This is a genomic window from Fulvivirga lutea, assembly GCF_017068455.1.
Classification (GTDB): domain Bacteria; phylum Bacteroidota; class Bacteroidia; order Cytophagales; family Cyclobacteriaceae; genus Fulvivirga; species Fulvivirga lutea.
In genome coordinates this window covers 3,510,574-3,525,620 of the sequence record NZ_CP070608.1, presented here as the reverse complement: position 1 = coordinate 3,525,620, position 15,047 = coordinate 3,510,574, and the positions used below count along the sequence as shown (strand labels likewise).

The 15,047-nt window shown below is 39.1% G+C and carries 14 protein-coding genes; 2 read left to right on the top strand and 12 right to left on the bottom strand.

The window, feature by feature from the left end:
* Positions 1 to 38: 38 nt before the first annotated feature.
* From JR347_RS15650 to JR347_RS15640, 3 genes are all read right to left on the bottom strand, one after another.
* Positions 39 to 881: an alpha/beta hydrolase family protein gene (locus tag JR347_RS15650; RefSeq protein ID WP_205721525.1), complete on the bottom strand. Its 843-nt coding sequence runs from the start codon at positions 879 to 881 to the stop codon at positions 39 to 41.
* Positions 882 to 899: 18 nt separating this feature from the next.
* Positions 900 to 1,832 (bottom strand): beta galactosidase jelly roll domain-containing protein, encoded by a 933-nt coding sequence (locus JR347_RS15645; protein WP_205721524.1) that lies wholly within the window; start codon positions 1,830 to 1,832, stop codon positions 900 to 902.
* 71 nt (positions 1,833 to 1,903) lie between these two features.
* Complete coding sequence (locus JR347_RS15640) at positions 1,904 to 2,335, bottom strand: sialidase domain-containing protein (RefSeq protein WP_205721523.1); 432 nt, start codon at positions 2,333 to 2,335, stop codon at positions 1,904 to 1,906.
* 213 nt (positions 2,336 to 2,548) lie between these two features.
* Here JR347_RS15640 and JR347_RS15635 point away from each other — a divergent pair, with 213 nt between their 5' ends.
* Entirely contained in the window at positions 2,549 to 3,088 is a 540-nt protein-coding gene (locus JR347_RS15635) for a hypothetical protein (protein ID WP_205721522.1), read from the top strand.
* Here JR347_RS15635 and JR347_RS15630 read toward each other — a convergent pair whose 3' ends face one another.
* From JR347_RS15630 to JR347_RS15590, 9 genes are all read right to left on the bottom strand, one after another.
* Entirely contained in the window at positions 3,089 to 3,778 is a 690-nt protein-coding gene (locus JR347_RS15630) for a response regulator transcription factor (protein WP_205721521.1), read from the bottom strand. It lies immediately after the preceding gene.
* The gene (locus JR347_RS15625) at positions 3,771 to 5,285 is read right to left on the bottom strand and encodes a sensor histidine kinase (RefSeq protein WP_205721520.1); all 1,515 of its coding nucleotides are present in this window, start codon (positions 5,283 to 5,285) and stop codon (positions 3,771 to 3,773) included. Before JR347_RS15625 ends, JR347_RS15630 begins: the two co-directional genes overlap by 8 nt.
* A gap of 44 nt (positions 5,286 to 5,329) precedes the next feature.
* Positions 5,330 to 5,866: a YfiT family bacillithiol transferase gene (locus tag JR347_RS15620; RefSeq protein WP_205721519.1), complete on the bottom strand. Its 537-nt coding sequence runs from the start codon at positions 5,864 to 5,866 to the stop codon at positions 5,330 to 5,332.
* Positions 5,867 to 5,868: 2 nt separating this feature from the next.
* Positions 5,869 to 6,339, bottom strand: coding sequence for a DUF1697 domain-containing protein (locus JR347_RS15615; protein ID WP_235689694.1), 471 nt, complete (start codon positions 6,337 to 6,339; stop codon positions 5,869 to 5,871).
* A 53-nt stretch (positions 6,340 to 6,392) separates the two neighbouring features.
* Complete coding sequence (locus JR347_RS15610) at positions 6,393 to 8,642, bottom strand: M28 family peptidase (RefSeq protein ID WP_205721517.1); 2,250 nt, start codon at positions 8,640 to 8,642, stop codon at positions 6,393 to 6,395.
* A gap of 80 nt (positions 8,643 to 8,722) precedes the next feature.
* Positions 8,723 to 9,541 (bottom strand): mechanosensitive ion channel family protein, encoded by an 819-nt coding sequence (locus JR347_RS15605; protein ID WP_205721516.1) that lies wholly within the window; start codon positions 9,539 to 9,541, stop codon positions 8,723 to 8,725.
* Positions 9,542 to 9,598: 57 nt separating this feature from the next.
* Positions 9,599 to 10,909, bottom strand: coding sequence for a UDP-N-acetylglucosamine 1-carboxyvinyltransferase (gene murA / locus JR347_RS15600; protein WP_205721515.1), 1,311 nt, complete (start codon positions 10,907 to 10,909; stop codon positions 9,599 to 9,601).
* A complete protein-coding gene (locus JR347_RS15595) occupies positions 10,910 to 11,584 on the bottom strand; it encodes a DUF4290 domain-containing protein (protein WP_205721514.1) in 675 nt (224 codons plus the stop codon).
* Between the two features lie 100 nt (positions 11,585 to 11,684).
* Entirely contained in the window at positions 11,685 to 13,940 is a 2,256-nt protein-coding gene (locus JR347_RS15590) for an ATP-dependent helicase (protein WP_205721513.1), read from the bottom strand.
* Between the two features lie 311 nt (positions 13,941 to 14,251).
* Between JR347_RS15590 and JR347_RS15585 the strand changes: the two genes are divergently transcribed.
* Positions 14,252 to 14,821 carry a DUF3109 family protein gene (locus JR347_RS15585; RefSeq protein WP_205721512.1) on the top strand — a complete coding sequence of 190 codons (570 nt, stop codon included), beginning with the start codon at positions 14,252 to 14,254 and terminating at the stop codon, positions 14,819 to 14,821.
* Positions 14,822 to 15,047 lie beyond the last annotated feature (226 nt).

Here is a 15,047-nt window from a genome sequence, read left to right as displayed (position 1 = left end):
TATTTTACAAACGGCAAAACAGATGCATTTTTTGGCAGTTAGTTTTTCTCGAACCAAAGGTGAATGTCCTCCCAAAGAGCGCTTTTATCCTTCTTAAAAAAGTTAAAGTGTCCAATCTCTTTCATGTTATATTCTTTTGGGTTGAGTAGCAGATATTCTTTTTCTGCGGAGCCATAAGAATGAAATAGTGTTTCTACGGCTTTTGGTGGCGCAAAGAGATGATCATCAGTCATGGCCGCAAATTTTGTTGGCGTGGTGATTTGGGCATAGCGCTCTTTACCATCTGGAATTGCACCAATAGCCCCATCAGGCGTTATTCCCCAAAGCCGCCAATCTTTGGCTACATTTTTTGGTAAAGATTTGTTGCCACCGTATGCGAAGCCCGGCAATGGGCCATTAATTTTTGTGAAAAAGGGGATAATGATGTGCCAAAATATACTCACTAAATATTTGTGATATCCCTCCCAGTTGCTATAGGATAAATTTTGTGAGGCAGCGAAATAAGCTCGTTTTACATGTGTATTATTTTTAGCTATTGGAAATACTTGCCCAGCAATACTGTGTCCAATAAGGTAGATATTACTGCTATAGTTATTTCTGACAAATTCAATCACAGTGTTTAAATCCAAATCTCCCCAATTATAAAGAGAGCAACTTTCAGGGTTCTTTATATTTCTTGAATCTCCAATGCCACGGTAATCGAAAGTAAGTAGTTGATAACCCAAGTTGGAAAAATAATGAGCAATGTGCTTGTAGTAACCTTGTGGTATTCCCACAGCCGGAGCAATGATGATTAGTTTATTTTCTGAACCAGAATAATATCTGGCGGCCAGTTCTTCTTGGTCGGGGGTGGTAATAGTTAAATGCTCAATGGTACTCATTGATTAAAAGTAGCAATACTATTTATTAATGAGTCGATAAAGCCTGTCTTTTGTGGTGATGCCGATAGGTCCTTCATAAATGCCACCATCGAGTCCGATGTCCTCTACCTGTACTTCAATTAGATTGGGTTCATTTTTATTCAAAATAGTGGATGGAAGATAGTAAATACGATATTCGCTGTATGATTTACTGTGTGGGAAATGACGATTATCTCTGGTTCTGCCGACAAGTTTTCCATTGACATATACTTCATCAAAATCATCGATCTTGCCGAGAATGAGTAAAAGCTGCTCGTTTTCCAAGTCTGGTGTAAAGTCAAAATACTTACGATACCAGGCATATCCATCGTATCTTCTAAAGCCTTCTTTTTCCCAGAAGCTGGGTACATTTATTTTATCCCAATGTGCATTATCTGCTGGTTTTGCCCCGCTTTCGCTAATGCTAAAGTCCCATATGCCCCGCAAGTCTAACAGAATTGGTGAACCAGCAGAAACCCGGTAGATGCCAATTTTTCCATCCATGATACCACCGCCTAATGTGGCATCGAAAACACGAACAGCTATCGTATTCTCTCCTGTATAATTTATCAGGTTTTGAGGGATAATGTACTTTCTTTCCGTATTATACGCGCTTTGATAGTTGGGCGGCATAGAGCCGGAAAAACCAATGAGCTGACCGTTAAGATATACTTCATCGGCATCATCAACATATCCCATATTGAGGAAAAGGTTTACGCCTTTAGGTAAACTGGATCCATCGAATTTTATCCGATACCATGCAAAGCCATCATAACCATGGAAACCCTGATTTTCCCAGGGTGAAGGTACGCGAATAGATTCCCATCCGGAGTCGTCAAAATCTTTGGAACTCCAGTTGCCTTGGTCGCCTAACGCAAACTTCCAACGACCGTTGAGATCTATCAACTGGCCATTGGATAGTTGCGGCAGCATAACCAAACAGCTTATGAAAATTGGCGCTAGCTTCTTCAATGGTTATAATTTCTTCCAAATTAACAATATTGTTAGTTCTCTGCTACTAGCTTGGACGAATCCGCGCTGTCATTTTTAGCTAATCGGGTGTTGTTATTGAGTTGATCGTTCCAATATTGGGTCCAAACAGGCAAGTTACCGTCTGTTGTAAAATTATAAGTTATTACAGTGCCATTGTTCTCAATCTCAAGGGTGTAATCTCCGTTTCTTAAATTTCTAATATCATATAACTTGATAAAGCCATTGTCTTTGTTGGAGGTATTTATCTTGTTTTTGGAGATGAGTGTATTTCCACTTTTGAATTTCACTACTACCGGTTCATTGTTATGATCGGTGATCAACAGTCTTACAAAGCCTTCTTCATTGTGAGGAAGTATGCGAGCTTTTGCAGTTGTGCTAGATTGAGCCATTACACTTACACTAGAGATTATGGCCAGGGCGATGGTTGCAAATTGAGTTTTCATAGTCGTTGTTGTTTTGTTATTGATGATTACACTACAAAAGACGCAATGTGGGCCATGCCAGATGTCACAGCTTGGTAAGAGAATGTAACAAAATGTAACAAGTTGGAAATAAGATGTAAAATGGGCGGTTTAGCGCAGCAGATCAGTCAAAAATTATAGGATTAACCGACTATAAAGCCAAACAGCCATAGATTAGTTCTAAAACTGATCAAAATGAAAAAATTTAATTTTCTAATTGTTGGGCTAATATTTATTACTTGCAGTCAATTAGTTGCACAGCCATTTTACAGCCAAGATGATGTTAAAAATCTACCTGAAGCCATTGATCAATATGGCAGGTTGGTAGGTGTATGGGATTGTAAAATGGAAAACCTTCAAAAAGATGTTTGGGTTAAAGATTCAGCCATGTGGGATTTCAGATATATCTTGGGCGGTGCAGCCATTCAAGATTTTTGGTACAACCCAAATGAAAAAACTGGTAAAAATTATTTAGGAACCAATATTAGAATCTATAATACCAAAACAGAAAAGTGGGAATGCGCATGGATTGAAAATCAGTCAACTTCCATTGCAGCCACCTGGGAATCGTATAAGAATGAAAGTGGTGATATGGTTTTACATGATGGGTCTGGCAAGTGGGAAATCCTCTTCTATAACATAAAAGAAAACTCATTCGATTGGAAATGGGATTTTAAACAGGAAGATGGCAGCATGAAAACCATGATGAAAATGAAGGCCTATAGAATGAAATAATCAAACGATCATTTTATAGCCTGATCCGTGTACGGTGAGGATCACTTCGGGGGAATTATGATCGACCTCTACTTTATGGCGTAACCGGGCAATGAAATTATCCACTGTGCGTGTGGTTGGCTGATCATCTTCATAGCCCCAAATGTTTTCCAGTAAATCGTACCGCGAAACCACTTTGCCCTTATTTTCGTGGAGGTATTTAAGTATTTCAAACTCTTTGTGCGAGAGCTTTACTTCTTCATTAGATTGGGTATATGCTTTGTAAGCATCAAACTGAATCTGCAAATTGCCAATTTTGATGGTATCTGAATTACTAGACTGAGATTTTGATGAGCGTCTTAAATTGGCTTTGATTCGTGCCAGCAGTTCCCTTACGCTAAAAGGCTTGGTCATGTAATCGTCCGCGCCTAACTCAAGTCCTAATACTTTATCAATTTCTTCGCCTCTCGCGGTTAGTAAAATAATGGGTGTATCATTTCCTTCCTTTCTTGCCTGCTTACAAACATCAAAACCTGAAAGACTCGGGAGCATGACATCTAAGACTACTAAATCATATTCGTTAGTTAGAATTTTATCGAGCCCGGTTTGCCCATCGCTGGCAACCTCTACTGAATAACCATCAAATTCAAGGTTATCCTTCAATCCTATTTGCATGGCGGGTTCGTCTTCAACAATTAGTATTCTAGCCATTGTTTACTTTTTCTAAAGGAAAAGATACGATAAAAGTAGAGCCTTTTCCAAGATCACTTTTTAATTCTATAGAAGCATTATGAGCATCAACAATTTGTTTTACCAGGGCTAACCCTAAGCCAGTGCCTTGTTTTTTAGCTAAGTCACCCGTAGACACCCTGAAAAACTTATCGAAAATATACTTCTGATCGGTTTTTGAAATACCTACACCGTAATCTTTAACGGCTAGCATTGCTTTGCCCTCCTTTTTGAGCAAGTTGATTTCAATACGTTTAGACTTATCAGAGTACTTGATGGCGTTGTCAATAAGGTTGATAAGGAGTTCGGTAAGTGCATCTTTATCTCCATTTATATTTGCCTCTGCTAGCTCTGTTTGAATTATAAACTGCTCTTTTTCTAAATGATATTCATACGTGGCGAGCACATTTTCTACTACTTGCTTTAAATTCACAGATTCAAATGATAATCGTTTCTTGCCCGCATCCATTTGGCTGAAGCTCAATATTTTATTTACAATGCCTGTGAGTCGCTGGGTTTCTTTATTGATGATGGAATAATATTCCTTTTTCTTTTCCTCAGTAGGCACCCTGCCAAGTTCTAGTGTTTCTGCGAACATGCTTATGAGCGCCAGAGGAGTACGTATTTCATGCGATACGTTGGAGATAAATTCTGATTTGTTTTGTGCTAGTTTCACCTCTTTTCTCACATTCCTGAAAACGAGCACAACACCTAAGATAAGGATCGCATCCAAGGCGAGAATCAAAACTAAATTTGTGTAGGTTCTTTCTTTAATAATTGACTGAATAGAGCCACCACGCGTAGAAATACCCAGTTTATAATCCGGCAACAACCATAAGTCTTTGCTTAATACAGGTTTGATAGACTCTACATTAGTGGAATCGAATGTTGAATAAATAGGGTAGGGTTCATTCACCTTAGTTGCCTGTAGTGCAAATCGGTTTTTGGCAATATATTGTAATCTTGGGCCCAGCACGTCTTCAATGAAAAGAACCGGGTCAATAACTATTCCATAGATTAATCCATCATCTGTATTAGTGCCCGGATGAAATAGAAAAACAATTAATTCTTTATTTATATTAAAACTGATAGGTTCAATTTTCTGGAAGCCACTCTTACTATATTTTATGAGCCTTTTGCCAATGTCTTTATTCTCAATTAATAATTTATTGATCTCACTCATGTACTGAACAACCGAAGTATCCCTAGGAATAATGGTAGCCGCTTCATCATCAATGTAATAAGTAATGAGCGAATTAATAGAAGGGTTTAGATCCATCAGTTTTTTCACCTCTTTAGAGGAGGTGTCAACTTCGGTAAGTTGCATTCCAACTTCAAGTTTAGCTATCCAGGTATTTAAAATGTCATCAGCGTACTGGTTGGCAGAAAAGAGGAAAGCCTCTAATTGTTGCTCGTAAATTTTGTTGATTTCTTCTTCGTCCTGGTTGAGTGACGCAATTTCATAAGCACTAAAAAATAATGCCGGCATCAAAAAGATGACGAATAGGATTATTGCTATTCTGTTGATGGGTTTCAAGCGAACTCACCTTTATGTTCTATGGCTTGCAATACATGCGCATAATGGTGTCTGCAATGCCATGAATACATGGCCACTGTAAAGTTCAGATCGAATGTTTTATTATGTTCAGGATGAATATACTGTCTACTAAAATCTTCTTCTGATAAGCGTTCTAACAAATACACCCATTTCTTGTGCAAGGCCGTCAGTAAATCTAAGGATACGTTGATGTCTTCCTCAATATCAGGCAACTGAGCCCATAAAGCTTCCTTATAAGGTTTGATTGTAGGCAATCCTTCAGTAAGAGCTAACTTAAAGCGTAATTGTGCATTGAGATGACTATCGGCACAATGATGTACCACTTGTCTTATTGTCCAACCTTCCGGTCGATAGTGCCATTGTAATTGCTCTTGGGTTAAGTCTTTCACAGCAGCCCGTAATTGATCAGGAAACTCAGCAATGTCTTGAATCCATCCATTTCTTTGATCGATAGTTGGTGAGCCGGCATAGCTTAACTTACCTATTGGGTAACGAAGTTTTTCTAAATCCATAGTTATTGAGCGAGTTTAATCAATGTTTCCAACGTATTTAAATTTCTGGCCGTTGCCCTAACTTTCAACTTATTTTCAAAGGCATTATTACTTAATTTGGCTTTGCCATAACCTTCTTTTGGATGATAGTAGACCACAGAATCAGTGATTGTAAATTCCTCATTGGGATATGAAAGTGCATTCATTTTTTTAATCTGTTCCTCTTCGGGTATAGAAAACAAAAAGACAAAATACTGCTTCTTAATATCTGAATCCGAATAAGGGTTGGCTGACTTTATAGCTTTTAATTCGTCTTGAGAGAGTGTTAAAACTGGCATATCAAATCCAAATGACTTCTTAATACATTGATGCACTTTTATACTTACTTCATTTTTATTCAATTCACTGTCCAAAATAATATTGCCACTTTGAATATAGGTTTGAATGTTGTTTAAATCTACTTCTGATTCCAGGGCTTCTCTTAGTTCAGCCATTTTAATTTTATTCGAGCCACTCACATTTACCCCTCTAAGCAAACAAACGTGCTTCATAAGTCGATCGTTCTTTTAATGAACATATTATTACTCATATACCCAGGTGCCCAAATAAAATCTTCAGGCAAAGGTGTGGTTAGCAAGGCGTTTGCAATAGACATTTTAGATTCGACCAGTGGTATTGTCATTGTTCCTGGCTTAGCTTTTATCTTTAATATACACCCACTTGATGGGGCGCCATAGTATTGTAATGTTCCAGCCATTTCGCCTTCTAATTCTCTTTCATTTATCTGAGTGAAATAGGCATCTTCAGGTAACGATATGTTAAAATAAGTAACTTCATGTCCGGGCATAATTTTAAGCGTTAGCTCTCGCATATCATTCACTATTGTATCGCTAACAATGGCAAAACGACCAGCCATGATATTCACGACAGGTGCTTCGTCCTTCCAGTACCAGGCTGAGGAGTTGGAATAAATTTCTTCAATGTGCCCTTGCTCATCTGATTTAATATAGTTTGAAATGAATTCATCTTTAAGCTTCTGTCTTGAAAACCAAATAGCTTCATTTGTATCCAAATTTAAACCATACGCTAAGGTGGTCTGCTGAGGGTAGTCATCAGAAGGTGAAGCCGTTAGTTGTCCGGCCAAAAGTCCATAAGCAATCATTAAAGCACCCAAACCGTATACTATATGATTGTTTATATTATTCCAATACTGCATAAGTGGCGCTAAGTAGGGCAGAAGAAGCAGTACAAAAATGGCTGATGCATAAGGCAGACTAAAACTGAATACTACGAACAGGAAGTATATAAATGGAAGCCACAATAGCACCGGTATTACTATTATTAAAAAAGGAGCAATCGAGTTTTCTATAGGCTGTTTTATCGATGCTATTATCATTAGTACTAAATTAATGATCATCGGAACATAAAGTATGAAAGCGCCTGTGGGTACGTAAATTTTAAGCACTAGAATCAAAATGGCTTGTATTATTAACGATCCCAGTAAGAAGTTGTATCCTGAAGATGACTTCACTAAATACTTAAGAATGACGCCAAGAACAACGGTACAGGCACCAATAAAACACCAGATGTAATAACCCGAATTATAGAAATCATTACCATAAAAGCTGCTAAAATGTGGATTTAACGAAAGTATAATTGAGTTGATAATCCATACCAAAGAAAAGCTGATAATCAGGAGCGCTAAGTACAGCCCAGCACCTTTAAAAACAGCCGGCATGTTTACCGATTGCTTACTTCTGAGAAAATAGATAGTAAAGCCAAGCAATACTATCGAAAGAACGATTAAAGGCCAATCTAAGCTGGCCGGATAAATAACTACCTGATTCAGGATTGAGAAAAAGATGGCATCTTCTGCTTTGGTTTCATTTAGATCAATAGTTCCGAAGTGGTTCACCATTTCCCACATTAAATCACCCTGATGTTGCAGTGTGCCCAGGTTCATGTTTCGCCACGTATCTTCCGGACTGTGGTAATAAGCATGCCCTTCAATAAATGCAGAATTAAGGCCGCTGATGTGGGTGTCTTTAAACTCAGTAAAATCGCTTCCATTAGGCATGAGTTTATAAATTTCATAAGCCAATGCATTGGCCAATGGTTGATCTACAGCCTTTGAAAACTCACGCATAATCCAGCCATTCTGAGAAGTTGTTTCGAACGTAAAATTCACGCCTGTATTTCCCCGAGCATCGAAGTTGAGAAGCATACCAATCTCATCAAGTTCCGGATAGGAATTGACAAAAGCCTCTGCACCAAGTAGACCCACTTCTTCCTGATCAGTCATTAAAAAGTAGATGTCATTCTTTAGTGGGCCTTGTTTTGCCAATAATTCCATTACTTCCAACATAGAGGCAATGGAAGAGCCATCGTCACCAGCTCCGGGAGTATTCGGCTGTGAATCGTAATGACCCATCACTAAAACGGCTTTGCTGTTATCAGTGCCTTCTAGCTTTGCTAAAATATTATAGGCTGTACCTGCTGTAACATTGGTACCACCTCGATACTGTATGCCTGTGTTGGTAAGAACTTTTATTTTGGCACCAAGCTTTTTACACTGATCATAAATGTAATTCCTTACTCGTTTGTGTGCTGGTGTACCTGTGCCGTGCGGTTCTTTAGCGACAATTTTTAAATGCTCAATAGCACGATAGGCTGAGTAACTATCCGGAGTATAACCGGGCAAGGCCGGCTCGGGTGGGGTGATTTGATTAAATGAAACAACGCATATGATAATCAGGAATACAAACGATACCCCTGGGAGGAGAAGTTTACTTTTCATGCTTTAATTTAATCATTCGGAAATAAAAAAGCCGTTCCAAATCTTAATTGGAACGGCTTTAGTTAAATATTTATTAAAATTTATTTCTCATTATAGATATGAACATCTCTCTGAGGGAATGGAATGCTGATTCCTTCTTTATCGAAAGTCAATTTCACTTTCTCCTGGAAATCCCAAAAAACGTTCCAGTAATCAGAAGTTTGAACCCAAGGGCGAACGTTGAAATTCACTGAACTATCGCCCAGACTGCTAACATCCACTCTGAATGCTGGTTCCTCAAGAACCCTTTCATCTTCCTGGCAAAGCCTCACTAAAATATCTTTGGCTTTTTTAATATCGTCACCATATCCAATACCAAATACCATGTCCACCCTTCTTTTATCTTCAGCACTGTAGTTCACAATTCCATCATTACTTAACTTACCATTAGGTATTACTATTTTTTTGTTATCTGGCGTTAGTAACAATGTCTGAAAAATTTGTATTGATTGTACAGTTCCCGAATACCCTGCACCGTCTATATAATCACCTACTTTAAAAGGTCTAAGTGTTAATAAAATAACTCCTCCTGCAAAATTTTGTAATGTACCCTGAAGGGAAAGTCCTATTGCTAAACCTGCCGCACCAATAATTGCTACAAATGAAGTCATCTGTACTCCTAATGTGCTTAATGCAGTGAGAATAAGCAGTATTAGTAATGAATTATAGAGTAAGCTAATTAAAAATGGACGAAGCGATTCATCGACATTACTCTTCGAGAGACTGTTTCTTACTCCTCTTCGAATGGCTTTTATAATCCAAATACCTATAACCAGAATGGCGATGGCCTTCAGTAAAGGGACGCCATATTCTATTGCATATTGTGACATGTAGTCAGTTCCTTTATCAAATATTTCCATAGTGTTCAAGATAATGGTTGATTCATAATTTTCCAACCAATGAACACACTTAAAATCTTATTGTTCAATTCGCTCGATCTGAGCACCTAATGCTTTCAATCGTGCATCAATGTTCTGATACCCTCTATCAATCTGCTCTACATTAGAAATAATGCTTTCACCTTCAGCTGATAATGCCGCAATTAGAAGTGAAACTCCGGCTCTGATATCAGGTGAACTCATTTTAATGCCTTTCAGAGGTTGCTTTCTGTCCATACCAATCACAGTAGCTCTGTGTGGATCGCAAAGAATAATCTGCGCACCCATGTCAATCAATTTATCAACAAAGAACAATCGACTTTCAAACATTTTCTGATGCACGAGCACTGTGCCTTTGGCCTGAATGGCTGTAACCAAAACGATACTCAATAGGTCAGGAGTGAAGCCGGGCCACGGAGCATCTGCAATGGTTAAAATGGAACCGTCTATAAAAGTATCTATTTCGTAACGCTCTTGGGCTGGCACATGAATATCATCACCTTTGATTTCGAGTTGAATGCCAAGCCTTCTAAAAATGTCAGGGATTAACCCTAAATGCTCAACACCTGCTCCTTTAATAGTTATTGCCGATTGGGTCATCGCAGCCATACCTATGAAACTGCCTACCTCAATCATATCAGGAAGCATAGTATGTTCAGTACCGCCTAACTTTTCTACTCCTTCAATTTGTAGCAGGTTTGATCCTATACCACTGATTTTAGCACCCATACGATTGAGCATCTTGCACAATTGCTGTATGTAAGGCTCACATGCTGCATTGTAAATGGTGGTAGTGCCTTTGGCTAATACTGAGGCCATTAATATATTGGCAGTTCCAGTCACAGAAGCCTCATCTAAATGCATGTAGCAACCTTGAAGGTTAGAGGCATCTATTTTATAAAAGGCATCTTTTTTTGAATAGTTGAACTTTGCGCCCAGTTTTTCAAAACCAATAAAGTGCGTATCTAGCCTTCTACGGCCTATTTTATCGCCACCCGGCCTAGGTATTTTAGCATAGCCATAACGAGCCAAAAGTGGCCCAAGAATCATTATTGATCCCCTTAAAGAGGCTGCTTTGGTCTTAAATTCATCTGTTTCAAGAAAGGCTACATCAAGGTCTTTGGCTGTAAAACGATAGCTCTCTTCACCCAGTTTTTCTACTTTGGCACCTAAATCACCAACAAGCTCGATAAGTTTGTTTACATCCCTGATATTTGGGATTTTATTTATTGTGATAGGTTCCGGGCTTAATAATACAGCCGCTATAATTTGTAGTGCTTCATTTTTGGCGCCTTGAGGAATAATCTCACCTTGGAGTTTGACGCCTCCTTGAATCTTGAGTGAACTCATTTAATTTCTTCTGCGTCTAGAACTACCACCTTTACGATTGTTTCTTCCTCTACCACCGCCACCACCACGGCTGTTACTTTCGCGCTCTCTGTCTTCGTACGACTTTCTCGTTTTAGCCTTATAAAGCTTTTCAAACAAATTATCCTCTCTCACTTTACTTAAGTCTATATCTAGTTTACCACCTGAAATAGTCTGAATGTTTTCAAGGATTACCGCATCATCAATTACTTCTTTGTTCCAGCTGCCATAGAAACTCTTCATGAGTTTACCGATGTAGATGATAGCCTCTTCTTTTTCCTGTGGATCTTCCTTCTTAATCGCCTCTTTAATCAATAACTCGATATTCTTACCGTAGTGCTTATAGCGGATATGATTTGTAGAATAACCCATTCTCTGTGGTTTCTTGTTAATCATCTCAGCCTCAGGCTTAGGGTAGGGGCCGTCAATTTCGATTTCCAGATCAGCCATGATGTACAAATCATCCCATAGTTTCTGGTTGGTTTCTGTTGTTTCTTTTACGGAAGGCGTTATCTGACGCATTAGATCAACCAATGCGTGAGCTTGCTCGGTTCTTTTTTCTTTGTCTTTTACCGTTTTTAAATACTCAACAAGCATTTGGACGTTTCTGCCGTATTCTTTAAGAACAATCGGCTCTAGGCTGGTATTATAATTCATGTGTATCGTTTATTTTTTATCTGTCACATGCAATTCGCAAGACTATTACTTCACTTACTAGAAAGGTATAATCTGCTTGTACTCATTTCATGAAGTAACCTTAATTGGTGTGAATTTTAAGTTTAGCAAAACTAAGTAATAATGTTTTTTCACCAAAGTCATCAAAATTTACTTTGGCTTTACGGTTTGCACCGCTTTCATCTATCTCAGAAACCATTCCATAGCCGAATTTCGGGTGTTCTACTTTCATTCCGCTTTGCAGATTGGAAGTATCACTCGGTTCAAAGTCGGGTGATGGTTTGTAATCTGATTTTCTTTTTATCGGTTGCGAGGCCGTTGTTTTTTTCATTCCTGAAATAAAACTTTTGGCATATCCTGCTCCGGTATTTACTGATTCTGTTGGGCGCGAGCGCTCATTCACTTTGATAAAGCTCGGGTCAATCTCATCTATAAATCGGCTTGGCTCGCAATTCTTTAAGCGCCCAAAACGATACCTGCTGAGTGCGTAAGAGAGAACCAGTTTGTGCTCGGCACGAGTTATAGCCACATAAAATAACCTTCTTTCTTCCTCTAAATCAGCTCGGCTGCTCAGCATCATTTGTGATGGAAATAAGTCTTCTTCCATACCTACGATGTACACATTTTTAAACTCCAACCCTTTGGCCATGTGAATGGTCATGAGAGTTACTTTGTCGTTGTCATCGTCCTTATCATTATCAACGCCAGTTAAAAGTGCTACCTCTTGCAAGAAGGCACCTAAGGATTTGTCTTCTTTTTCAGGATCATCAACAAATTCCTTTACGGCATTTAGTAATTCCTGTACGTTTTCGTAGCGATTTAGACCTTCAACAGTTTTATCTTCATATAAATCACGCAGTAAGCCCGAACGCTTGGCAATTTCAGTGGCTGCTTCAAAGGCATCTTTCTTGCCAATCTCTATCTGAAATCGCTTGATCATCGTTACAAAATCAGTAACAGCATTGGCCGCCCGGCCCGGCAGTATAGCGTTAATGTTCGTTAATACTTCCCATAACGGAATATTATTATCATTAGCAGCTACCACCATTTTATCTACAGAAGTATCTCCTATACCACGTTTTGGGTAATTGATAATTCTGCGAAACGACTGCTCATCATTGGTGTTGATGGCAAATCGCATGTAGGCCATAATATCTTTAATCTCTTTACGAGCGTAGAACGACAGACCACCTACAATTTTGTACTTAATATTCATTCTTCGCAAGGCCTCTTCCATGGCTCTCGACTGGCTATTGGTTCGGTAAAGAATAGCGATGTCACTGTTCTTTACCTGATGCTGCATTTTATCTTCAAATATGGCTGAAGCTACCAGCTTGCCTTCTTCGTTATCTGAATTGGCACGAAGTACCTCAATGAGTGAACCCTCGTCATTATCTGTCCAGACGTTCTTTTTTAGCTGGGCTTTATTTTTGAAGATTACAGAGTTAGCTGCGTTTACAATGGTTTTAGTAGAGCGGTAATTCTGTTCTAATTTGATTACTCGTAAATCAGGGTAGTCTTTTTCAAAATTCAAGATGTTTTGAATATCGGCTCCACGGAAAGCATAGATACTCTGCGCATCATCACCTACCACACAAATGTTTTGGCGTACCGCTGCCAGCCTTTTCGTTATCAGATACTGCGAAATATTGGTATCCTGAAACTCATCTACCATCACAAAATGAAAACGCTGTTGGTATTTGTTGAGCACATCCGTATGCTCTTTGAAAAGCACATTCGTGTTAAAAAGCAGATCATCAAAATCCATAGCGCCTGCTTTAAAACAACGCTCGGAATATATTTTATAGATCTTACCCAACTCAGGCTTCATGTTGCTTTCATCATCGGCCTGATAGATGGGGTTGCTCAAATATTCTCGCCATGAAATAAGGCGGTTTTTAGCTCCTGATATTCTATTGAAAACCACATTGGGTTTATAAACCTTGTCGTCCAGGTTAAGCTCTTTAACGATTGTTTTAACTAACGACTTAGAATCATCTGCATCATAAATAGTGAAGTTGCTCGGGTAGCCAAGCTTATCGGCTTCAGCTCTAAGTATTCTGGCAAAAACGGAGTGGAATGTACCCATCCACAGATTTCTGGCTTCAGTGCCAACTACACTTTCAATGCGATCACGCATTTCTTTGGCGGCCTTATTCGTAAAAGTAAGTGCCAAAATATTAAAGGGATCAACCCCTTTGTTTTGAATCAGATATGCGATTCTATACGTAAGAACTCTGGTCTTTCCTGACCCCGCACCCGCTATTAGCATGGTGGGCCCTTCTGTGTTAACTACTCCTTCTCGTTGTGGTTCGTTGAGGCTATCTAAATACTCCATTCGCGCGAACTATCCCCTGTAAAATTTGATGATGTGATAAGGAACAAATCTAAGGTATTTGATGTGTTTGTACTACGGAGACTTGAAGTTTTCTGTGATTAAAGTTACTGGTCACTAGTTACTGGTTGCTGGTTGCTGGTTGCTGGTTGCTGGTTATTGGTTGCTGGTTACTGGTTATTGGTCGCTGGTTACTGGTTATTGGTCTCTAGTTGCTAGTAACCAGACTCTAGCCACCAGCCACCAGCCACTAGCAGCTTGGAGTTAAATGCCGTAGCTTTGCTCATTGATCATTGCCCATTGTTAATTGAATTATGATAGAACACGGAAAAGTAATCCTGTCTGACGACATCAAAGAGAAGTTTTTTGTTTGCAACCTGGAGAAGTGTAAGGGGGCATGTTGTGTAGAGGGTGATTTGGGTGCGCCTTTGGAATTGGACGAACTTAAGAAACTGGAAGATGCGTATGAGGCAGTGAAACCATATTTAATGGAGGAGGGGATAGCAGCCATTGAAAAAGAAGGTAAATATGTGCTTGATGAAGATGGTGAATATTCAACGACCACTATTGGCGGAGCAGAATGCGCCTATGCCGTGTATGATGATAAAGGTATTTTAAAATGTGGTATTGAAGAAGCGTATAACGATGGCAAAACGGACTTTAAAAAACCAATAAGCTGCCACCTGTATCCAATACGCGCCAAAAAGTACGATGAATTTGAAGCCCTGAATTACGACCGTTGGCATATCTGCAACCCGGCCTGCGATTTCGGCAAGGAACTAGGCGTTGAAATCTACAAATTCTTAAAAGACCCGCTCATCCGCAAATATGGCGAGCAGTGGTACAATGAGTTGGTGGAGTTGATTGAGAAAGGCGAGGAGTGAGAAACTAATTTAAAAGGTCACCCTGAACTTCCTGCCCGACCGGTCAGGTGCGGACTCAGGGTCTCATTCAAAGGTTGAAAAATGAGATTGCTAATAGATTCCGCAATGATAACCTGAATAAATATAAACATAGTTGGAGCAAGTTTGTGACTTGTGACCTTTAATCGATCACAGACTTACTTTTTATTTCGTACATAAGTCTTAGACTTTCCCAAGAACACTATAA